Genomic DNA, 20,060 nt, shown 5'->3' with positions numbered 1-20,060 from the left:
GAAATGACGATGATTCAAAAACTAACACTTGCTGCTTTAATTGCTGCATCTTTAGCCTTGACTGCTTGTGCCAAAAAAGAAAGCGCACCTGCGACTGAAACTGATGCATCTTCTGCAGTTGTAGATAACGCTCAAGTTTCACCAGAACAACAAGCTGCAATCGACGCAATTGACCAACCAATCATGGATGAAGGCAACACTGATATTCCTGAAGACGTTGCAAATGCACCTGCTGATGTTGCAACTGCAGACACAGAAGTTGCTGCTTCTGAAGCGCAATAAGTGCTGAAAAACGACAAATTGTAGTAATTTGTTTAAAAGTCCCTGCTTTTGCAGGGACTTTTTTTTGAAAAAGGCGATTTGTTGCTGAATTGAAACAAATCACAGGGTAGAATAACCAACATTATTTGGGAGGATATTATGGCTCTTATTTCATTGCGCCAGCTCTTGGATCATGCCGGTGAACATGCTTACGGCGTTCCAGCGTTTAACGTCAACAACTTAGAACAAATGCGCGCAATTATGTTAGCCGCAGATGCAACCAATTCACCTGTAATTGTTCAAGCTTCGGCAGGTGCGCGTAAATATGCAGGTGCGCCATTCTTGCGTCACCTGATTTTGGCTGCAATTGAAGAGTGGCCACATATTCCAGTGGTTATGCACCAAGACCATGGTACAAGTCCTGATGTATGTCAGCGTTCGATCCAACTAGGCTTTTCATCAGTAATGATGGATGGTTCTTTGGGTGAAGATGGTAAAACACCAACGTCGTATGAATACAACGTCGAAGTGACGCGTCGTACTGTGCAAATGGCGCATGCGTGTGGTGTATCGGTTGAAGGTGAGATTGGCTGTTTAGGTAGTCTTGAAACAGGTATGGCAGGTGAAGAAGATGGCGTGGGCGCAGAAGGCGTACTTGACCACTCTCAATTGTTAACATCTGTTGAAGAAGCACGTAGCTTCGTTGCAGATACTAATGTGGATGCTTTAGCGATTGCTGTTGGTACTTCGCACGGTGCATACAAGTTTACTCGTCCACCTACAGGCGATATTCTTGCAATTGACCGTATTAAAGAAATTCATGCTGCGTTGCCAAATACACACCTTGTAATGCACGGCTCTAGCTCTGTACCACAAGAATGGTTGGCGGTGATTAACCAATACGGCGGTGACATCAAAGAAACTTATGGTGTACCTGTTGAGCAATTGGTTGAAGCAATTAAGCATGGTGTGCGTAAAATCAACATCGATACAGATTTACGTTTAGCTTCTACTGGTGCAATGCGCCGTATGATGGCAGAACAACCAAGCGAATTTGACCCACGTAAATTCTTCGCAAAAACTGTAGATGCAATGAAACAAATTTGTATAGACCGTTATGAAGCATTTGGTACTGCAGGTAATGCAGACAAAATTCGCCCAATTTCTTTAGAGAAAATGGTTGAACGTTACAAATAATTCTTAATTTAATTAAGAACTCGAAAGCCCACAGTCCTTGTGGGCTTTTTACTGATGAGTCCACAACTTCCAATCAAGAACAAAAACAATCCTCGAGCGTGTCATGGAACTGATTGTAGCCGCAGCCTTTTGTAGTGTACTGGTCTCTATTTTATTAAAAGTCTGCAAAACGCAGGGTTTTAACCCCATGCAGATGATTACATGGAATTATGTCAGTGCCAGTGTGTTGTGTTTTTACTGGTTTAAACCCAACTTGGGCACGATCTCAATCCAACATACGCCGTGGTGGCTCATTATTAGTTTGGGTGTGTTGTTGCCCAGTGTCTTTTTAGCATTAGCAAAATCGTTGGACAGCGCAGGTATTTTAAAAACTGAAATTGCACAGCGTTTGTCAGTGGTTTTGTCTTTAGCAGCCGCTTATTTTATTTTTCAGGAAAATTTTAGCCAACTGAAAATTGTGGGAATCGCGCTTGGGATTATCGCGGTCTTATGCATTTTGTATTCGCATCGTGCTGCAGTGCAGTCTGCTAAAGCGCAACAAGGCATCTTATATTTGAGCTGTGTTTGGTTGGGTTATGCACTGATTGATGTTTTGCTTAAATACACCACAGGTTTAGGACTGCAATTTGCAGTTGCACTGAATTTGATGTTTGTATGTGCTTTTGTTTTGGCGATGGCTTATATCTTAATCCGCGATAAAAGCATGGGCAGTATGCAAAATATCAGTGCAGGTTTAATTTTGGGTGCACTGAATTTTGCCAATATTGCCTTGTATGTCAAAGCTCACATGCTGCTCAAAGACAGCCCTGCAGTGGTATTTGCAGGGATGAATATTTTAGTGGTGCTATTTGGCGTGATCAGTGGTGTATTGTTCTTTAAAGAAAAGCTGAAAAGCACGACCACTATTGGGCTAGGCTTGGCATTGCTTAGTGTGCTTTGCCTCGCTTATGCCATGACGGTTTAAGATAACTCAACATAAAGCGAAAAGGATGTCGCAATAAATCTGCAGTTTCTGCAAGACCATGCAGCATTGTGGTTCTATCGCAGATCGGGCAGCGCAGGGTTGGATAGCTTGGTTTGGCTTGATATAAATACAGTTTTTTACAACGTCGGCATTCTAGTTTTAGCGGCATTAAATTGAGCATCATACACCTCATTTTTATTTTTGATAGAGATTGAGTACAGATTGCAAATATAGATAAAGCAAAATTCAGACCAAAAAATAGGGACAAATTTTGTCCCTAGTGTTATCGCATGTTTGTTTTACAGTTGCGTGAAAATCTCACGTTTATCAAGGCGTGATTTTGGCAGTTTGGCATTAAAATCTTGTTCACTACGATAGCCTAAACACAATAAAACCGAAGGAATCAGTCCTTGCTCAGTTAGTTGCAGTTCTTGAGTTAAAATTGCTTCATCAAAACCACCAATTGGCGTTGCGTCAATTCCTTCAATGCCTGCAGCCAAAAGCATTTGTCCGAGTGCAATAAAGGTTTGATTTTCTGCCCAACGCTGAATATCGCCTTTTTCATTGCGGTAGTAATCGACATAACCTGTGCGGCTGTCTTTCTGACCTTGTTTAGCGGCTTCATCTTTAAAGCGTCCACTAGCAGCATCCTGATTAAGCAGGTTTTCTAAATGTAATTCGCTAATGTCAGCTTTGGTGCAAAATAAAATGGTATGCGAAGCATCTAAAACTTTAGGGGCGTTATAGGCGTACTTTCCAACTAAAGCTTTAGCAAGACGTTGTTTGGCTTCAGGGCGATCTGCAATAAAAAAATGCCACGGCTGAATATTAATGGAAGATGGTGCTAAACGCAGAATTTCTAATAAACGCTCAAATTGTTCTGCAGGAATAGTGCGACTCGCATCATAGGCTTTGGTCGTATAACGAGTTTGTGCAACGTTGAGCAAATCCATGAATCATCTCCATTTAAAGACTATATTTGGGGCAGGTGTGCGCCAAAAGCTTAACATGCCTCGCTATGCTAACGGAATGAATCCATGTGCTATTTATGCGGTTAAGATGAGATGAGCACGACATAAACATCTTTAAACTTAGTGTTAAATTCAATCATGCAAGACGTTTTCACTATTGGTTGTTTATAGCAAATAGGCGTTAAATATAAACTTGAGCATGGTGCATCCCAAAGGTGTATGGATGGAATATATCAATTATTTTAAGCGTAAATTAAAAACTCAGCAGCAAATTGGCTTATGGGTAGGTTTAGCAGATGCGTATGGTACTGAAATTGCTGCCAATGCAGGCTATGACTGGCTTTTAATTGATGGGGAACATGCACCGAGTGATTTAAGAACCACTTTGTCACAATTACAAAGTATTGCGGCTTATCCCTCTCAAGCGGTGGTGCGCCCGCCGATTGGCAGTGTGCAACTCATTAAACAACTGTTGGATATTGGCGTACAAACTTTGCTGATTCCTATGGTTGAAAGCGTTGAACACGCTGAGTTGATGGTCAAAGCGGTACGTTATCCACCTGAAGGTATTCGCGGCGTAGGCGCAGCTTTAGCACGTGCAACTCGCTGGAACAGTATTCCAAATTATTACGCGACAGCGCATGAAAATATTTGTTTGCTCATTCAAATTGAATCGGTCACAGGTTTAGAAAATCTGGATGCTATTTTACAAGTCGATGGGATTGATGGGGTGTTTATTGGTGCGGTGGATTTATCTGCCACGATGGGTTATGAAGGCAATCCGAACCATCCAGAAGTACAAGCCGCTGTGGTCGATGCGATTCAACGGATTCGTGCAGCAGGCAAAGCAGCAGGGATTTTATCGACCCAACATGAAGTGACACAAAAGTATTTGGATTTAGGCACAGAATTTGTGGCAGTTGGGGTAGATACCAGTGTGTTGATGACTTCGCTGCGTGAGTTGTTGGCTAAATATAAAGCTGATGCCGAAGTGATTAAAACGGAAGGTGGGTATTAATCTGCTAGCTGAAGAGATTTTGGCTAAAGAGGTTTTAGTTAGCTATGTTTAGCTAAGTACCTTTAGTGTTGTATCTATTATTTTTATGTAAAGATGTTGCGCTTAATAGTTCCAATGACTCAGTTGCCAAGTTGCTAAGGCTTGATTTGGTTCAACTACTAAAATTTGTGCAGCATCTGCGCGCCAATCGCCTAATACAATTCTAGGTTTGCCGTGTTCATTGTGAATATTTGGACGATGCGTATGCCCATGAATTAACACATCTGCATGCTGCAAGGCTTGTGACACAGCATCTGCATTTACGTCCATGACGTCATAACTTTTGACTTGATTGGCTTGCTGACTTTTTTTGCGGAAACCTTGTGCAAGTTTTTGCCGAAAAGCCAAAGGTGTTTTCTTTAAAATCCCTAAAATGATGGGATTGCGAATGATTTTACGGAATTTTTGATAGGACACATCATCGGTACACAGTGCATCGCCATGTTCTAAACGTACCTGTTGAGAACCAATATGCAGCGTGTACACATCGGGCAGGAGTTGTCCTGAAAACTGATCTAAAAATTTCTGACCCAAAGCGAAATCACGATTGCCGACAATAAAGTAAATTTGATTACCTGCTTGGCTAAATTGCTTTAAACGTGCAACAACTTCATCGAGCCACGCTGCGGTGTAATCATCGCCAATCCATGCATTAAACCAGTCGCCTAAAATATACAGTTGGGTGTTTTTATTTTGATAAGCGTCTAGCAAATCTAAAAACCCCCGAACAAGTCGAGGGTGATTTGGTGACAAGTGTAAATCTGCGATAAACAGATAGGTCACGAATTATTCCTTGGAATCTCCCGAAATCCCTCTTTTAAAAGAGGGATTTCTCCTCCCTAAACGAATTTTAAAGCAGTACTTTAAAATGATGTGCGTAAGCGAGGTCGGGTAAGATTCTTATTCAGCAATGATTTTTGCAGATTCAATCACCACATTTTCTAGTGGAACATCTGCGTGATAACCACGGTTGCCAGTACGCACGCCTTTAATTGCATCTACAACGTCCATACCTTCAACAACTTTACCAAACACGGCATAACCCCAACCTTGTGCAGTTTTGCCTGTGTGGTTTAAGAAAGAGTTATTTTTTACGTTAATGAAGAACTGTGCAGAAGCAGAGTGAGGTGCTTGGGTACGTGCCATTGCAATTGTACCAACATCGTTGCTTAAGCCGTTGTCAGCTTCGTTTTCAATCGCATCACGTGTTGCTTTTTCTTTGAAGTTTTCATCCATGCCACCGCCTTGGATCATGAAACCATCAATAACACGGTGGAAAATTACGCCGTCATAAAAACCATCACGAACGTATTCTAAGAAGTTAGCAACTGTAATTGGTGCTTTTTCAGCGTTCAATTCTAAAACAATACGACCTTTATTGGTGTTTAATTCGACTTGAGGAAAACTCATTGTGTAATCTCCTAAACATGGACACGAATGCCATGGGTTTTTTGGTTGAGAGAAGCATAAGCAAACTGTAAACTACAAGGCAAGTAAAAACGTTATTTTCTTTGTTAAAAACAAGGAAAAGCGTTCTAATGGGTGATGTATGCTTCACTACTGAAGTTTCTGTAACCTAGTTTATCCAATTTTATTTTAGAAGTGATTTTATTGCTATGAAGCCAAATGATGTTGTTGCATCTCTGCCAAACACCCCGACACCAAGTTCAAATGCCTCTGTCGATGCTGTGCAGCAAGAACAACAGCCGGGCTTAGACTTTATACGTCAAGTCATTACCGATGATATTGCGGCGGGTCGCACTCAGCAGGTGGTGACACGTTTTCCACCTGAGCCGAATGGTTATTTGCATATTGGTCACGTGAAAGCAATTTGCTTGAACTTTGGCATCGCACAAGAATATCAAGGGGTGTGTAACTTACGTTTTGATGACACCAACCCAGATGCAGAAGAACAAGAATATGTTGATGGTATTGCCAATGACGTGAAATGGCTGGGTTTTGAGTGGAATGGCGAACCACGCTATGCATCAAGCTATTTCGATCAATTATATACATGGGCAATTCAGCTGATCGAACAAGGCGATGCTTATGTCGATTTGCAAACCCCTGATGAGATTAAGCTCAATCGTGGTTCTTTTGTAGAGCCGGGTAAAAATTCGCCATATCGTGATACGCCAGTAGCAGAAAACTTGGCTTTATTTGAAAAAATGCGCAATGGTGAATTAGGCGAAGGTCAGGCAGTACTCCGTGCCAAAATTGATATGGCTTCACCAAACGTACACATGCGTGATCCGATTTTGTATCGTGTTTTACATTCATCGCATCACCAAACGGGCGATAAATGGAAAATGTACCCAATGTATGATTATGCGCATCCATTATCAGATGCCATTGAAGGCATTACTCATTCACTATGTACTTTAGAATTCCAAGACCATCGTCCATTCTATGATTGGGTGGTGGAAAAGGTGAAATCCGAGGCTGTGCCGCGTCAGTATGAATCTAGCCGTTTGAATATTGATTACACCATCACATCTAAGCGTAAATTGCGTAAATTGGTTGAAGGCGGTTTTGTGAATGGTTGGGATGACCCACGTATGCCAACAGTGGTAGGTATGCGTCGTCGTGGCTTTACACCAGAAGGTTTGCGTGATTTCTGTAAGCGTGTAGGTGTGTCTAAGTCGGATGGTATTGTGGATGTTGCAATGCTTGAATATTGCATCCGTCAGTCATTGGAAAATACTGCAGCACGTGGCATGGCGGTGTTGAATCCACTTAAAGTGACTTTGACCAATTTGCCTGAAGCACTGGATTTAGTCCATGCACGTCATCCAAATGTAGATATGGGCGAGCGTAGTATTCCACTGACTTCTGAAATTTATATTGACCGTAAAGACTTTGAAGAAGTGCCGCCTAAAGGTTTTAAGCGTTTAGTGCCAGAAGGTGAGGTGCGTCTACGCCATGCTTATGTAATCAAGTGTGATGAAGTGATTAAAGATGCTAACGGCGAAGTCATTGAGCTGAAATGTTCAATTGACCCTGAAACTTTGGGCAAAAACCCAGAAGGTCGTAAAGTCAAAGGCGTGATTCACTGGGTATCTGCAAGTAAAGGCGTTGCGGCAGAAGTTCGTTTATATGATCGCTTATTTACTGAGTCTGATCCAGAAGTGGGTGATGATTTCTTGGCGAATTTAAACCCCGAATCGTTGACTGTGGTACAAGCCATTGTTGAACCTGCATTGGCAACAGCACAACCAGAAGATCGTTTCCAATTTGAACGTGAAGGTTATTTTGTTGCAGATCAGTATGATCACAGTGCGGAAAAACCAGTGTTTAACCGCATTTTAGACTTAAAAGACAGCTTCAAACCTGGCAAGTAACACCTTATTTAAGTTTTAGCTTGCAACTTGAAAGCCCAACTTGATCAATTCAGGTTGGGCTTTTGGTTTTATCTATTTGAGGTTTATAGAATATTTTGTGAGATATACAGTGTCGCTAAAATGACTGCGATTAGCGGTTTTTATGCTGTTCCTGCTTCATCAGGATTTGCGGTAACTGCATTTTGGCTTTATCGCGTAGTTTCTTCTTAATATAGAGCACTAAAGCAAAGCAAGTGGTGGTCAGGGTCAGCATCATACTGTTCATATAACTCATCAATGAACTGACATAACCAATGGTGGTTAAACGATCCATCATCTTAAATACTTGCGGGCTGCTTTCCACACCTGTAATTGCCCAAGTGCATAAATGTTCACAGTTATTCATAATCAGATGATAATTGTTTTCATGCATTCTGGAGCGCATACGGCGTACCACTTTGCGGCCTTTATACTTGGGCGCATGATACGACTGCACAATAATATTTTTGCCGTGACTAAACTTTTCAATACTGGTCATTTCAATCGGGTGTTTTTTAAAAAGATGTGCAAAACCCGAATAGTGAATCACGCGACCACGCCCGGCATAGATACCATGATGGCTATAGCCGAAGTGTTTCACAATTAAATGTGCCCCTAAAGGAAATCGTGTTTTCTGCTTGAGCATCGTACGCTTGACCAATAAAGTAACATGAGTAGAGAAAAGAAATCAGGTTTTATAGTGTACTGCGTCTGAAGCAAATATGCGATAACCCATTCAGTTATATGCACAATTTGTAACATAGCAGGTATGGAGATGATAATGTTTTGTTCTCGGTGGAAGTGCTTATTGCTCTGTTATTTATTCTGCACGCCTACTGCACAAGCGGAAATTCGCGCATGGACGGTTAACAACAGTAAAATCAATGCAGATGTGGTGGAAGTGACACAGTTGTCACAGTTAGGCTTATATCTGAAAGATCGGCAAGGGAAACCATATCTGCAAATTTCACAACTACAAAAAAATCTACAGTCTTGTGAAAACATGCAATTTGCCATGAATGCAGGCATGTTTCATCCAGATTATTCGCCTGTGGGTTTGTATGTGGAACAAGGACGACAACTTAAAAAGCTGAACCGACAGCAACAGGGATGGGGGAATTTTTTAATTCAGCCCAATGGTGTACTGGCGTGGAATCATCAACGGGTGTTTTTAGGAACAACCCAACAATATGCCAATCAAGCGTTCAAAGCGCAGTATGCGACACAGTCTGGCCCAATGTTAGTTATTAATCGCCAGTTAAATTCACGTTTTTTGGCAGACAGTACTTCTTATAAAATTAGAAATGGGGTTGGGTTAAAAGACCAAAGCCTGTACTTTGTGATTAGCAAGACGCCCGTAACTTTTCATCAATTTGCCACCTTTTTTAAAGATGAGCTGCAAACGCCAAATGCCTTGTATTTAGATGGTTCGATTTCTACAGCGTATATTCCGCAATTACAACGTCATACTCATCCACATCGCAATTTAGGTCCAATTTTAGCTTATATAGATCATCAAGGCTGTAAACCCTAACATTGGAATTTGGTTTTGGCTTGGCTGAATTTATTGTCCAATAAAACCTAAGGCTGTGCCTTGCATCCTGCAGATTTTGACTGCTTCTTCGCTTTTCATTTGTTTGACTTCATTTTCAAATTGCTTTTTTTGTTGTTTAAGTTGCTCATCTGAAATACCCATGTTTTTAGCAAAACTTTCCATTTTCTCCCAAGTTTCGGCACATTCTTTCGGCATTGGGCTACAGGCTGTTAAACTTAGGCTGAGTAGGGCAAGACAGCTAAGGCTAGTTTTTTTCATTGTCATTTTCTCTGTTTGAATAATTCGAATTTATTGGTGTAATGATTATGTGTAGAAATATTAGCGCATGATTATGAAGATATGATTGACTGCGTTTGAAAAGATTAGCGTTTTTGTGCAAGTTCAAGCACGTGTCGCGATTTATAAAATTTATCGTTCTAATATATATGCAGCCATTAAAAAAGGCACTTAGTTCAACTAAATGCCTTTTTTATCATATTCCATTACTGGAATGGTAGATGCTGGAGTTCATTCAACTCTTTGCGGCTATAACCTCGCGAAGCGAGAACCTTCTTAATCCCGATAATGACATCTTCATCTGTGGCTTTGGTTAAAGCTTCGAGAAGTTGTTCATTTGTCTTGCAAGAGCAATCATTTTCAACACAAGCAATTTGATTTTTATGCTCGTTTTGCTGTTCTGTAGAGAACAACTTTTGCCAAAAACTCATAGAGCCTTCATTCACAACCTAACATAGATCGAAATATAGCCAATATAAAAAATAAATCAAGTCGACCTAAGTGATAAAAGCAGCAATCGAGTTGCAGAATTTTCGATGATATTGCATTTTTTTAACGAAATTATGACAGTTAAAGGGCTTGTAATGCTTTAACTGATTCATTTACATCATAATATTTACAAGTGCTAAAAAGGAGAACTTGTAAATATTGAAGAATAATGCAACAAATTGTTTAAATCTTTTCCAGTAAAACACCCGACTCAACATGATGGGTGTATGGGAATTGATCAAACAGTGCAAATTGCGTCACTTTATGGTTTTGACACAAGGTTTTTAAATTGTCATGCAATGTGTCTGGGTTGCACGAAATATAAATAATACGCTTAAAACGCTGTAGGAGTTTTAAGGTTGCATCATCAATTCCTGCGCGTGGCGGATCGACAAAGACCGTATCAAAATCATAACTTGCAAGATCAATGTTCGCTTCTTGCAAGCGGCGGAATTCACGCTCACCGTTATAGGCTTGAGTAAACTCTTCAGCCGATAAGCGTGCCACTTGAATATTCTCAATCTGGTTTTGTTCAATATTCCACTGCGCTGCATATACCGAAGATTTAGCCAGTTCTGTGGCAAGTACACGACGGAAACGAGTCGATAGCGGCAGGGTAAAGTTACCATTACCACAATAAAGTTCTAATAAATCTTGCTCAGAATGTTCGGCAACCGTACATGCCCATTCCAGCATTTTTTGGCAAACTTGCGCGTTTGGCTGGGTAAAGCTGCTTTCAATTTGCTTATAGGTATAAGTGCGCTCAAAAACCTGTAATTGTTCAACTACATACTCATCGGATAGCACGAATTTTTGCCCACGGCTGCGTCCAATCAGTTTAATGTTTAATGCTTTGCTCAAAGCTTGGGCTGCAGGCTCCCAATCAGATTCAAGTTTGCGGTGATAAAGCAGTGAAACCAACATTTCGCCACTTAAAGTCGCTAAAAAATGCACTTCAAATAAACGAGCCGATAATACGGGATCGGCTTTCAGGGCGGCTAACAGCTTTGGCATTAATAAGTTAATGCTGCGGTCTGCAATCGGAAACTCATCTACACGAATAACTTTTTTCTGCTTATCTTCACTGCGTTCAAACATGGCATAAAACAGATCATCTTCAATATGCCAAATTCGGAACTCTGCCCGCATACGGTAGTTGTGTTCTGGTGAGGCAAATACTTGCAAGGCAGGCGGGTTATATTCGGCAAATTGGGCAGAAATACGGGCAACTTTTGCATCAAGTTGTTGCTGATAAGATGAGGTCATATGCAGTAAACATCACAAACACAGAGAAAGAGCGATGGTAACAAAGTTTTAAAGAGATACCTAAAACTATTATGAAAATGATGCAATCCTGCAAGATGTCAAAATAGCCTAAGCATGTTGATGACATCTTACAAGTGGAAAAATTTAGATACTGTAATTACTTTAAACTTGATGTAATTGATCGAACAATTGCTGCATGCCCTCAGTGGCAGTTTTGGAAATCCGTTGAAATTGAGCAGGAAGTTGGGCTTGCATGGCTTTTGGGTCAATATAATAAGCCTGACAATTTGCAGGAATTTCGTGTACTAATCCAGCAACAGGGTACACCACCAAACTTGTACCAATCACAATAAAAATATCGGCATCTTGAATCAAATCCAGTGCTTCTTCATAGGCAGGAACTGCTTCGCCAAACCAGACCACATGCGGACGTAAAGGATAGCCTTGTGGGCAAAGATCCTGTTGCAAGTTCAGCGAGTCACCTTCAATTGGAAAAAATTCTGTCGTGTATTGTGCATGAGGCCCTGAGCTTTTGGCTAAACGAATATTGCCGTGTAAATGCAAAACTTCTGAACTGCCTGCACGTTCATGCAAATCATCAATATTTTGGGTGATCACTTGTACATCAAAATCATCTTCAAGTTCAGCAATTAAGCGATGCGCCAAGTTAGGCTGCGCATTAAGAATGTTTTTACGACGTTCATTATAAAAGCGTTGGACTAATTCAGGATTCCTTGCCCATGCTTCAGGACTTGCGACATCCTCCACGCGATGTTTTTCCCATAAGCCATCACCATCTCTAAAGGTGTTGATTCCACTTTCTGCGCTCATACCTGCACCCGAAAAAACTACTAATTTACGCATGTTTTATTCTCTTGATGGATGGTTAGATTTGAGTATAAGTGCCGAAAATAGAAACACAAATCTACAGCTCATTTTTTCAGAATTTTAAGTATCTAAATATGTGAAAGTTTAGTGCTGTCTATAACTTTGCTGAATAATTGAATCAAAGTTCACTTTTTATTGCTTGTTATTTCATTTTAATGATAGAACATAAAGTAAAGTAGTATGACGCTACAAAATCAAATATTGATGAACCAGAACCTATAATAATGTGCAGAGGATGCCATGTCACAACACAATCCATCGCCAAATCACACGCCTGCAACTCACAGTGAAAAAGTGAAATTTGATTGGAAAGATCCTTTTTTGCTTGAACAGCAATTGACTGAAACCGAACGTATGATTCGTGATAGTGCCTATGCTTATTGTCAGGAAAAATTACTGCCGCGGGTACGTGATCAGTTTAGACATGAAACGGTAGATCGCAGCATCTTCCGTGAAATGGGTGAGCTTGGTTTGTTAGGCTCAACCATACCTGAACAATATGGCGGTGCAGGTTTAAATTATGTGAGTTATGGGCTAATTTCACGTGAAATTGAACGGGTCGATTCAGGTTATCGTTCAATGGCAAGTGTGCAAAGTTCATTGGTGATGGTGCCAATTTATGAGTTTGGCAGTGAAGCACAAAAACAAAAATATTTACCCAAACTCGCTTCGGGTGAATGGATCGGATGTTTTGGTCTGACTGAACCTGATTTTGGCTCCGACCCTGGCAGTATGAACAGCAGAGCACATAAAGTTGCAGGCGGTTATCGTTTACACGGTGCGAAAATGTGGATTACCAATAGTCCAATTGCCGATGTATTTGTGGTGTGGGCAAAAGAAGTTTCAGCAGATGGGCAAGTGGGTGATATTCGCGGTTTTATTTTAGAAAAAGGTTGGGATGGACTTTCTGCACCAATCATTCAAGGCAAGGTTGGTTTACGCGCTTCAATCACAGGTGAAATTGTCATGGACAATGTTTTTGTGCCTGAAGAAAATATGTTACCTGAAGTGCGTGGTTTAAAAGGGCCGTTCACTTGTTTAAATAGTGCACGTTATGGCATTGCTTGGGGTGCTATGGGTGCGGCTGAGTTTTGTTGGCATACTGCGCATCAATATACGATGGATCGGATTCAGTTCGGACGTCCTTTGGCGACCAATCAGCTCATTCAAAAGAAACTTGCCGATATGCAAACCGAAATCGCGCTGGGTTTACAAATTGCTTTACGTTTTGGTCGTATGAAAGATGAGGGTATTGCTTCACTCGAAGGTACTTCGCTGATTAAACGCAACAACTGTGGCAAGGCCTTAGAAATTGCTCGTATGGCGCGCGATATGCTTGGTGGGAATGGTATCAGTGATGAATATGGCGTGGCGCGGCATTTGGTCAATTTGGAAGTCGTGAATACCTATGAAGGGACGCACGATGTGCATGCGCTAATTTTAGGTCGTGCGCAAACGGGTATCGCGGCTTTTGCCAATTAAATCTAGATCTAAACTAAATCTAGGTCTAATGATGCTACGGTGGAAAATATTGCAAACCACATTTTCCACCGTTTTACTTTAGCTGTTTAGTTTTAAAAATTGGCTAATTTCCTGATTAAATTTCAACGGTTCGGTCAGTAAAGGGGTATGCCCAGATTGGTGAAATATGACTTGTTTCGCATTCGGCATAGCTTCTACCACTTGACGTTGTCCTTCTGCCGCATACAAGGTCGATTGTGCGCCTGTAAAAAAGACTGTCGGACAACCCAGTTGAGTTAAAGCCTCACGATAATCTTCCTGATGGTGTAAATAATTGTCGATATACCAGCGTAAATAATCTAAACGCTGTGTAGGTAAAATATAGCGTTGTAAAACAGGACGTTTGACGGCCAGTTTAAATAAAAACGGACTGATTTTATTGCTGGCTTGTAATTCTATAAATTCTAGCCAAAGTTCGACTAAGTTTTTACGCTGCAACACATCCATTTGTTGAATATCAGTATATTGCGCGTGATCATGTAAAAACTCGGACAGATGAATCAATAACTGTTTAAATTGTTGATGTTGATTGCCAAATAAGCCATAAGGCCAGTTTTCATCTACCCCAATTTTTGGTGCTTGGTCAATTTGTAAATAACTGCTTAAATGCGCAGCCAATTGTCCATATTGCATGCCATGCATGGCAGTGGTTGCCCCCATGGAATAGCCAATCAGTTTAAATTGTTGCAGGTTCTGTTGTTGAAGCAGACTGTTTAAATCTTGCCAATGGCTCGAAATAGCATCCAGTTCTGGAACGGCACACAGGTTTGAACCCCCAAAACCACGCCAGTCTGGAATAATAAAACGATACTGCTTTTTATGTTGATACAGAAATGGCAACCATTGCCAACTGTGCATGCCTAAACCTGAAAGCACAACCACAGGCTCACCTTGACCAAATTCACGTACAAATAGAGCTTCGCCATCGGGCATGCGGTAAAAAGGCATCAGCATTTCCTTGCATGGTTGTAATTAAAGATGCGTTATTCTTTATAGCATAGCCTGATCATTTCTGTATGGTGAGCAACCCTGATTTCACATTGATGTGGTTGCTATTACTTAAAAATATACTTTTAAGATGAGGCTTCGGCATCAAACTTTTTCAGTTCAGGAATCACATTTTCTAGCCATTCAATCCAGCCAATTTCCTGATCTATCCCTAGCTGCAAAATCATTTTATGAATATACAGGGTACGGTTGTTCGCAGGTGCTTGGCTAAAGTCTTTGGCAAAAATCTGTTGATAGGTGTGCAACTTGGCTTTGTGAAGCAGCAAATGTCGTTCTAGTTCGGGTAAGACGCTGTTGCCGCCAAGTTGGGCTTCGGCACGTAAACGTACCATAAGTTCTTCGCGTAATTGTGCAGGCGGGCTTTGCTCGACCATCCAGTTTGCCAGTTCATGCCGCCCCAAAGCTTCTACCTGATAGGTTTTGCTACGACTGCTAGAATCTTCATCTTCTAAGGTTGAAATCCAACCTTTTTTCAGCATTGTATTTAGTTCGCGATAAATTTGTTGATGGGTCGCATTCCAGAAAAACCCCATAGAGCGGTCAAAACGGCGTGCCAATTCAATACCGTTACTGGGTTTTTCAATTAAACTGGTCAATAAAACGTGAGCGAGCGACATAAACAGAGCAACTTTATTTTTTTCAGCTTTAATTATGCAACATGTTGCATAAAAATTAAATCTAGAATATAAAAGTATGCAACAAGTTGCATTAAGCATAAAACAGCCAGCATTTTTGCCAGCAGGGAGATTCTATGTCTGACTATCCACATTTACTTGCGCCTTTAGATTTAGGCTTTACCACTTTAAAAAATCGGGTCTTAATGGGTTCAATGCACGTTGGACTAGAAGAAGCACCGGGTGGATACGAACGTATGGCGGCTTTTTATGCAGAGCGTGCCAAAGGTGGCGTTGGGCTGATTGTAACAGGTGGTATTTCACCGAATGATGCAGGCTTAACCTTTGCGGGCGGCAATAAACTTGATACTCGTCAAGAAGCAGAAAAACATAAAGTGGTGACTCAGGCTGTGCATGATGCAGGCGGCAAAATTGCTTTACAGATTTTACATACGGGACGTTATTCCTATCAGCCCGATATTGTCGCACCGTCAGCAATTCAGGCACCGATTAACCCAAGTAAACCACATGCACTAACATCGGCAGAAGTACAGCAAACCATTGCCGACTTTGTGAATTGTGCCAAATTGGCACAATACGCAGGCTATGATGGTGTCGAAATCATGGGTTCGGAAGGCTATTTAATTAATGAGTTTATTGTTGCGCGTACCAACCATCGTGATGATGAATGGGGCGGCAGTTATGAAAACCGTATTCGTTTCCCAATTGAAATTGTTAAACGTACCCGTGCAGAAGTGGGTGAAAACTTTATTATTATTTACCGCTTGTCGATGTTGGATTTAGTCGAAGGCGGTTCGAGTTTTGAAGAAGTGGTGCAATTGGCACAAGCGATTGAAAAAGCAGGTGCAACCATTATCAATACAGGGATTGGCTGGCATGAAGCACGTATCCCAACCATTGCTACCAAAGTCCCTCGCGCAGCTTTTACATGGGTGACAGAGAAATTAAAAGGTTTGGTTAAAGTGCCACTGATCACTTCAAACCGTATTAACACCCCTGAAATGGCTGAGCATGTTTTGGCTGCAGGACATGCCGATATGGTATCGATGGCACGTCCAATGTTGGCAGATGCTTTCTTTGTGCAAAAAGCAGAGCAAGGTCGCAGTGATGAAATCAACACATGTATTGGTTGTAACCAAGCTTGTTTAGACCATATTTTCTCAATGAAGATTGCTTCATGTTTGGTCAATCCACGTGCTTGCCATGAAACAGAACTCATTTTTAAAGAAGCAACACAGACTAAAAAAATTGCGGTGATTGGTGCAGGGCCTGCAGGTTTGAGCTTTGCAACCTATGCTGCAGAACGTGGGCATCAGGTGACGATTTTTGAAGCATCGAATCAAATTGGTGGGCAGTTTAATATTGCTAAAACCATTCCTGGTAAAGAAGAGTTTTACGAAACTTTGCGCTATTTCAAACGCCAAATTGAGCTGCAACCGAATATTAAATTGGTATTGAATCATACGGCTAGTTTTGAACAATTGCTCAATGCTGACTTCGATGATGTGGTTGTGGCAACAGGTGTAACCCCGCGTCAATTGGATATCGCAGGTATTAATCACCCTAAAGTGCTGAGCTATATTGAGGTATTAAAAGAGCGTAAGCCTGTAGGTCAACGTGTTGCGATTATTGGCGCTGGTGGTATTGGTTTTGATACTGCAGAATATTTAAGCCATGAAGGTGAAAGTGGTAGTCTAAATCCTGAAAAATTCTACGATGAATGGGGAATTGATACCAATTATGCGCATGTCGGTGGTTTAAAAGCAGCAAAAGTTGAAGAATCGCCACGTGAAATTTATTTATTGCAACGTAAAGCATCATCCGTGGGTGCTGGCTTGGGTAAAACAACAGGCTGGATTCATCGTACAGGTTTAAAAAACCGTGACGTTAAAATGATTGCAGGGGCAAGTTATGACCTGATTGATGATCAAGGCTTGCACATCACCGTCAATGGTCAAAGTACAGTGCTCGAAGTTGATCATGTGGTGATTTGTGCAGGGCAAGAGTCTTACACCGCCATGTATGAGCAATTACAGGCAGCAGGCAAAAATGTGCATTTAATTGGTGGGGCGAAAGAAGCAGGCGAGTTAGATGCCAAACGTGCAATTCGTCAGGGTGCTGAATTGGCAGCGAAAATTTAATGTAATTCCTTCTCCCTCTCCTTTGGGAGGGGGCTGGGGAGAGAGTTAATAATCGCTTCTGCCCAGTGCAGCAGTGCTTCAGTCTCACTCAGGGACTCTGCATAGAAATGAAATATCAAAACAAAAAAAAGGAACTTAACATGACTTTGGAAACAACAAAATTAGCGGTACAGCGTTGGCATACAATGCTGCAAAACCATGATATGTCTATTTTGAGTGAATTGCTGGCAGATGATGTGGTGTTTCGTTCACCTGTAGCGTACCAACCTTATGCGGGTAAACAAGTGGTATTTTTTATTTTGACCAATGTAATTCAGGTCTTTGAAAACTTTACTTATCACCGTGAGTTTTATACTGAAGGTGGTTGCAATGTTGTACTTGAATTTTCCGCCAATGTGGGAGATAAAAAACTTAAAGGAATTGATATGATTCAATTCAATACACAAGGACAAATTGTGGACTTTGAAGTGATGATTCGCCCGAAAAGTGGTTTAGAGGCATTGGCTGTGCAAATGGGACAACGTATGGCTGCCTTTATGCCAACCGAAAAATAAAATACCGCGTGTGTATGGCAATGAAGTTGTTTTATAGAAATCGGTTTCGGGTTGGCATGCTTGAAAGTGCATGTATTGCTTGGGAGTAAAATGATGTCTACATTACAAAAAATAGCGAAAATTACACAAGCGGTTTTAGATCAGGTCACAGGCGCAGATTTACCGACGTTGTATTATCATCCACATGGAGAAATCCGTCGGGTATTGGATTATTTACCACAGCTCAAAGAAAAATACCGTCCAACACCGTGGCTGTCCAATACACATGCGCATCTTTTATATTTTGATTTAATTAAAAAGAAAACCATTCGTCAGCAGTATGATCGGGTTGATCAACTCACTATGCAAGATGGCGGTATCACCGCAGTTGCTTGGGTGGGTTATGACTTACCTGCAGATACTCCCACAATTGTTTTAATGCATACCATTACAGGTTCTTTGGAAAGTATGCGTGAGTTGGTGCGCGATTTACATCAGCAGACACAGTGGCGTATTGCCTTATGTTTACGTCGTGGGCATGGCAATTTACCTATGCCTGTACCACAAATGAATCTGTTTGGTTCGACGCATGATTTGCGTGAACAAATAGTGTTTATTCAGCAACAATTTCCACAATCTGAATTATATGCTGTTGGTTCTTCCGCAGGGACAGGATTATTGGTGCGCTATTTGGGCGAAGAAGGCGAGCAAACCCCAATTAAAGCCGCGTTTGCACTGTGCCCAGGATATAACACTGAACTAGGCTTTCAGCATGTGCATCCTTTTTACAGTAAAGTGATGACCAAAAAATTATTCCAGTTTTTTATTCAGCCCCATCAGGACATTTGGCAAAACGTAAAATCTTTATCGCAAGTGTTAAGTGCGACTACATTGGCAGAGTTTGAAAAGGCGTATTTTGAATTGGCGGGTTTTGAAGATTATGACAGCTACACACAAGCCATTAACCCAATTTATGTGTTTGAGAATGTCAAAATTCCGCTTATGGTTTTAAATGCAGAAGATGACCCAGTGTGCCACATCAAAAACTTTGATCCTTATAAAGAAACCATACGGAAAATGCCAAATATTATGGTAGTGACGACCCGTAAAGGCAGTCATTGTGGTTTTTATGAAGGTGTCGGTTTTACTAAATCTTGGGCATCGCGTTTAATTTCTAATTATTTTAAAGTGCAATCGCAGTTGCTGCAGGCAAGTTAAAGTGAAGCGCACAAACCTATATAGAAATAGGTAGCTGTATTGCAAATGTATTCACGAGTTATCTCAGCGAAGACTCATCCAAATGAATAAAAAACCCAGTACACAATGACTGGGTTTTTTAACGTCAATTCAAATCTAAGATAAGAACTTACACCTTAAAACTGACTTTAACTTAAAGCTTAGTTTTAAGTGAGCACTTAGTTCTCAAGTGCTGGGGTTGCAGCAGCAATCGCAGCGGCAACAGCATCATCTTCAGATTGAGCACCTGTGTTATTGCTTGGACGTGCTTGAGTTGGTTTATCTTCTGCTACAGGAGCTGCCGCTTTCGGCGCAGGCGCAGGTGCAGCAGCAGGTTGTGCAGGTGTTTCACGACGGATTTCAGTTGTGGTGTTCGCTGTTTCAGTGCGCTCCACTTCTACCTGTGCAGGCGCTTCTGGTTCAGCATCTTGAATGTTTTCAACAGGTTCTAGTGGTTCAAATTGAGCAGTTTCAGTAGTTTGTTCAGTTTGAACCTCTACTTGTTCTTGCTCATCTTGCTTTGGCTGTTCTTTTTTTACACATGCAGTTAATAACAACGCCGTTGCAATTGCACCACAAATTAAAAGTTTCTTATTCATAATTGCACAAAATAAAAGATCGGATAGACGGACGTATTATAGCAATAAAATGACAGATGAAAATCCTCTCAAGAAGTTCTAATTTTTTATAGGAAATGCTGATA

The 20,060-nt window shown here is 41.1% G+C and carries 22 protein-coding genes; 10 read left to right on the top strand and 12 right to left on the bottom strand.

From position 1 onward, the window contains the following. Nucleotides 1–9 precede the first annotated feature (9 nt). From J4G44_RS09440 to J4G44_RS09430, 3 genes are all read left to right on the top strand, one after another. A complete protein-coding gene (locus J4G44_RS09440) occupies nucleotides 10–282 on the top strand; it encodes a hypothetical protein (RefSeq protein ID WP_180158982.1) in 273 nt (90 codons plus the stop codon). Nucleotides 283–420: 138 nt separating this feature from the next. Continuing rightward, entirely contained in the window at nucleotides 421–1,458 is a 1,038-nt protein-coding gene (gene fba, locus J4G44_RS09435; RefSeq protein WP_004973298.1) for a class II fructose-bisphosphate aldolase, read from the top strand. Nucleotides 1,459–1,561: 103 nt separating this feature from the next. After that, entirely contained in the window at nucleotides 1,562–2,422 is an 861-nt protein-coding gene (locus tag J4G44_RS09430; protein WP_154320705.1) for a DMT family transporter, read from the top strand. Here the strand turns inward: J4G44_RS09430 and J4G44_RS09425 are convergent. Continuing rightward, nucleotides 2,385–2,603, bottom strand: coding sequence for a hypothetical protein (locus tag J4G44_RS09425; RefSeq protein ID WP_004973302.1), 219 nt, complete (start codon nucleotides 2,601–2,603; stop codon nucleotides 2,385–2,387). The two genes, J4G44_RS09430 and J4G44_RS09425, sit on opposite strands and share 38 nt — an antisense overlap. 118 nt (nucleotides 2,604–2,721) lie before the next feature. Next, a complete protein-coding gene (nfsB, locus tag J4G44_RS09420; RefSeq protein WP_180158981.1) occupies nucleotides 2,722–3,375 on the bottom strand; it encodes an oxygen-insensitive NAD(P)H nitroreductase in 654 nt (217 codons plus the stop codon). A 241-nt stretch (nucleotides 3,376–3,616) separates the two neighbouring features. Between nfsB and hpaI the strand changes: the two genes are divergently transcribed. Then, a complete protein-coding gene (gene hpaI, locus J4G44_RS09415; protein WP_096900940.1) occupies nucleotides 3,617–4,411 on the top strand; it encodes a 4-hydroxy-2-oxoheptanedioate aldolase in 795 nt (264 codons plus the stop codon). Between the two features lie 102 nt (nucleotides 4,412–4,513). Here the strand turns inward: hpaI and J4G44_RS09410 are convergent, their stop codons facing one another. Beyond that, the gene (locus tag J4G44_RS09410) at nucleotides 4,514–5,233 is read right to left on the bottom strand and encodes a UDP-2,3-diacylglucosamine diphosphatase (protein ID WP_096900870.1); all 720 of its coding nucleotides are present in this window, start codon (nucleotides 5,231–5,233) and stop codon (nucleotides 4,514–4,516) included. 117 nt (nucleotides 5,234–5,350) lie between these two features. Then, nucleotides 5,351–5,860 (bottom strand): peptidylprolyl isomerase, encoded by a 510-nt coding sequence (locus J4G44_RS09405; protein ID WP_004973310.1) that lies wholly within the window; start codon nucleotides 5,858–5,860, stop codon nucleotides 5,351–5,353. 206 nt (nucleotides 5,861–6,066) lie between these two features. On the opposite strand from J4G44_RS09405, the gene J4G44_RS09400 reads away from it, so the two are divergent. After that, nucleotides 6,067–7,791, top strand: a complete 1,725-nt coding sequence (locus tag J4G44_RS09400; RefSeq protein WP_154320707.1) for a glutamine--tRNA ligase/YqeY domain fusion protein — start codon at nucleotides 6,067–6,069, stop codon at nucleotides 7,789–7,791. Between the two features lie 130 nt (nucleotides 7,792–7,921). Here J4G44_RS09400 and J4G44_RS09395 read toward each other — a convergent pair whose 3' ends face one another. Continuing rightward, nucleotides 7,922–8,455 carry a lecithin retinol acyltransferase family protein gene (locus J4G44_RS09395; protein ID WP_096900868.1) on the bottom strand — a complete coding sequence of 178 codons (534 nt, stop codon included), beginning with the start codon at nucleotides 8,453–8,455 and terminating at the stop codon, nucleotides 7,922–7,924. Between the two features lie 135 nt (nucleotides 8,456–8,590). Between J4G44_RS09395 and J4G44_RS09390 the strand changes: the two genes are divergently transcribed. Beyond that, nucleotides 8,591–9,343, top strand: coding sequence for a phosphodiester glycosidase family protein (locus J4G44_RS09390; RefSeq protein WP_225530198.1), 753 nt, complete (start codon nucleotides 8,591–8,593; stop codon nucleotides 9,341–9,343). Between the two features lie 30 nt (nucleotides 9,344–9,373). On the opposite strand, the gene J4G44_RS09385 is transcribed toward J4G44_RS09390, so the two are convergent. The 4 genes from J4G44_RS09385 to J4G44_RS09370 all read right to left on the bottom strand — a co-directional run bounded on the left by J4G44_RS09385 (nucleotide 9,374) and on the right by J4G44_RS09370 (nucleotide 12,259). Further along, the gene (locus tag J4G44_RS09385) at nucleotides 9,374–9,622 is read right to left on the bottom strand and encodes a hypothetical protein (protein ID WP_004973320.1); all 249 of its coding nucleotides are present in this window, start codon (nucleotides 9,620–9,622) and stop codon (nucleotides 9,374–9,376) included. A 224-nt stretch (nucleotides 9,623–9,846) separates the two neighbouring features. Further along, entirely contained in the window at nucleotides 9,847–10,071 is a 225-nt protein-coding gene (locus J4G44_RS09380; protein WP_004973321.1) for a hypothetical protein, read from the bottom strand. Nucleotides 10,072–10,312: 241 nt separating this feature from the next. Then, complete coding sequence (gene trmA, locus J4G44_RS09375) at nucleotides 10,313–11,395, bottom strand: tRNA (uridine(54)-C5)-methyltransferase TrmA (protein ID WP_131260897.1); 1,083 nt, start codon at nucleotides 11,393–11,395, stop codon at nucleotides 10,313–10,315. 162 nt (nucleotides 11,396–11,557) lie between these two features. Next, on the bottom strand, nucleotides 11,558–12,259 hold the full coding sequence (locus J4G44_RS09370; protein WP_004973326.1) for an SIR2 family NAD-dependent protein deacylase: 702 nt from the start codon (nucleotides 12,257–12,259) through the stop codon (nucleotides 11,558–11,560). Between the two features lie 264 nt (nucleotides 12,260–12,523). Here J4G44_RS09370 and J4G44_RS09365 point away from each other — a divergent pair, with 264 nt between their 5' ends. Further along, nucleotides 12,524–13,765, top strand: a complete 1,242-nt coding sequence (locus tag J4G44_RS09365) for an acyl-CoA dehydrogenase (protein ID WP_096900865.1) — start codon at nucleotides 12,524–12,526, stop codon at nucleotides 13,763–13,765. Between the two features lie 78 nt (nucleotides 13,766–13,843). On the opposite strand, the gene J4G44_RS09360 is transcribed toward J4G44_RS09365, so the two are convergent. Both J4G44_RS09360 and J4G44_RS09355 read right to left on the bottom strand, forming a co-directional pair. Further along, a complete protein-coding gene (locus J4G44_RS09360; protein WP_096900864.1) occupies nucleotides 13,844–14,752 on the bottom strand; it encodes an alpha/beta fold hydrolase in 909 nt (302 codons plus the stop codon). A 125-nt stretch (nucleotides 14,753–14,877) separates the two neighbouring features. Continuing rightward, a complete protein-coding gene (locus tag J4G44_RS09355) occupies nucleotides 14,878–15,429 on the bottom strand; it encodes a PadR family transcriptional regulator (protein WP_004973333.1) in 552 nt (183 codons plus the stop codon). Nucleotides 15,430–15,563: 134 nt separating this feature from the next. Between J4G44_RS09355 and J4G44_RS09350 the strand changes: the two genes are divergently transcribed. From J4G44_RS09350 to J4G44_RS09340, 3 genes are all read left to right on the top strand, one after another. Further along, nucleotides 15,564–17,588, top strand: a complete 2,025-nt coding sequence (locus J4G44_RS09350; RefSeq protein ID WP_004973335.1) for an NADPH-dependent 2,4-dienoyl-CoA reductase — start codon at nucleotides 15,564–15,566, stop codon at nucleotides 17,586–17,588. Nucleotides 17,589–17,728: 140 nt separating this feature from the next. After that, nucleotides 17,729–18,142, top strand: coding sequence for a nuclear transport factor 2 family protein (locus tag J4G44_RS09345; protein ID WP_180158978.1), 414 nt, complete (start codon nucleotides 17,729–17,731; stop codon nucleotides 18,140–18,142). 90 nt (nucleotides 18,143–18,232) lie between these two features. Next, a complete protein-coding gene (locus J4G44_RS09340; RefSeq protein ID WP_026438425.1) occupies nucleotides 18,233–19,339 on the top strand; it encodes a YheT family hydrolase in 1,107 nt (368 codons plus the stop codon). 197 nt (nucleotides 19,340–19,536) lie between these two features. On the opposite strand, the gene J4G44_RS09335 is transcribed toward J4G44_RS09340, so the two are convergent. After that, nucleotides 19,537–19,956: a hypothetical protein gene (locus tag J4G44_RS09335; protein ID WP_004973341.1), complete on the bottom strand. Its 420-nt coding sequence runs from the start codon at nucleotides 19,954–19,956 to the stop codon at nucleotides 19,537–19,539. Nucleotides 19,957–20,060: the final 104 nt, after the last annotated feature.

Source organism: Acinetobacter towneri, from assembly GCF_017498585.1.
GTDB lineage: Bacteria > Pseudomonadota > Gammaproteobacteria > Pseudomonadales > Moraxellaceae > Acinetobacter > Acinetobacter towneri.
This window is presented reverse-complemented; position numbering and strand designations above follow the sequence as displayed.

What these genes read in the sequence shown, in the direction of transcription:
- J4G44_RS09440 (WP_180158982.1), top strand. Translation starts at nt 10, where the DNA reads ATGATTCAAAAACTAACACTTGCTGCTTTAATTGCTGCATCTTTAGCC.
- fba (WP_004973298.1), top strand. Translation starts at nt 421, where the DNA reads ATGGCTCTTATTTCATTGCGCCAGCTCTTGGATCATGCCGGTGAACAT.
- J4G44_RS09430 (WP_154320705.1), top strand. Translation starts at nt 1,562, where the DNA reads ATGGAACTGATTGTAGCCGCAGCCTTTTGTAGTGTACTGGTCTCTATT.
- J4G44_RS09425 (WP_004973302.1), bottom strand. Translation starts at nt 2,603, where the DNA reads ATGCTCAATTTAATGCCGCTAAAACTAGAATGCCGACGTTGTAAAAAA.
- nfsB (WP_180158981.1), bottom strand. Translation starts at nt 3,375, where the DNA reads ATGGATTTGCTCAACGTTGCACAAACTCGTTATACGACCAAAGCCTAT.
- hpaI (WP_096900940.1), top strand. Translation starts at nt 3,617, where the DNA reads ATGGAATATATCAATTATTTTAAGCGTAAATTAAAAACTCAGCAGCAA.
- J4G44_RS09405 (WP_004973310.1), bottom strand. Translation starts at nt 5,860, where the DNA reads ATGAGTTTTCCTCAAGTCGAATTAAACACCAATAAAGGTCGTATTGTT.
- J4G44_RS09400 (WP_154320707.1), top strand. Translation starts at nt 6,067, where the DNA reads ATGAAGCCAAATGATGTTGTTGCATCTCTGCCAAACACCCCGACACCA.
- J4G44_RS09395 (WP_096900868.1), bottom strand. Translation starts at nt 8,455, where the DNA reads ATGCTCAAGCAGAAAACACGATTTCCTTTAGGGGCACATTTAATTGTG.
- J4G44_RS09390 (WP_225530198.1), top strand. Translation starts at nt 8,591, where the DNA reads ATGTTTTGTTCTCGGTGGAAGTGCTTATTGCTCTGTTATTTATTCTGC.
- J4G44_RS09385 (WP_004973320.1), bottom strand. Translation starts at nt 9,622, where the DNA reads ATGAAAAAAACTAGCCTTAGCTGTCTTGCCCTACTCAGCCTAAGTTTA.
- J4G44_RS09380 (WP_004973321.1), bottom strand. Translation starts at nt 10,071, where the DNA reads ATGAGTTTTTGGCAAAAGTTGTTCTCTACAGAACAGCAAAACGAGCAT.
- trmA (WP_131260897.1), bottom strand. Translation starts at nt 11,395, where the DNA reads ATGACCTCATCTTATCAGCAACAACTTGATGCAAAAGTTGCCCGTATT.
- J4G44_RS09370 (WP_004973326.1), bottom strand. Translation starts at nt 12,259, where the DNA reads ATGCGTAAATTAGTAGTTTTTTCGGGTGCAGGTATGAGCGCAGAAAGT.
- J4G44_RS09365 (WP_096900865.1), top strand. Translation starts at nt 12,524, where the DNA reads ATGTCACAACACAATCCATCGCCAAATCACACGCCTGCAACTCACAGT.
- J4G44_RS09360 (WP_096900864.1), bottom strand. Translation starts at nt 14,752, where the DNA reads ATGCCTTTTTACCGCATGCCCGATGGCGAAGCTCTATTTGTACGTGAA.
- J4G44_RS09355 (WP_004973333.1), bottom strand. Translation starts at nt 15,429, where the DNA reads ATGTCGCTCGCTCACGTTTTATTGACCAGTTTAATTGAAAAACCCAGT.
- J4G44_RS09350 (WP_004973335.1), top strand. Translation starts at nt 15,564, where the DNA reads ATGTCTGACTATCCACATTTACTTGCGCCTTTAGATTTAGGCTTTACC.
- J4G44_RS09345 (WP_180158978.1), top strand. Translation starts at nt 17,729, where the DNA reads ATGACTTTGGAAACAACAAAATTAGCGGTACAGCGTTGGCATACAATG.
- J4G44_RS09340 (WP_026438425.1), top strand. Translation starts at nt 18,233, where the DNA reads ATGATGTCTACATTACAAAAAATAGCGAAAATTACACAAGCGGTTTTA.
- J4G44_RS09335 (WP_004973341.1), bottom strand. Translation starts at nt 19,956, where the DNA reads ATGAATAAGAAACTTTTAATTTGTGGTGCAATTGCAACGGCGTTGTTA.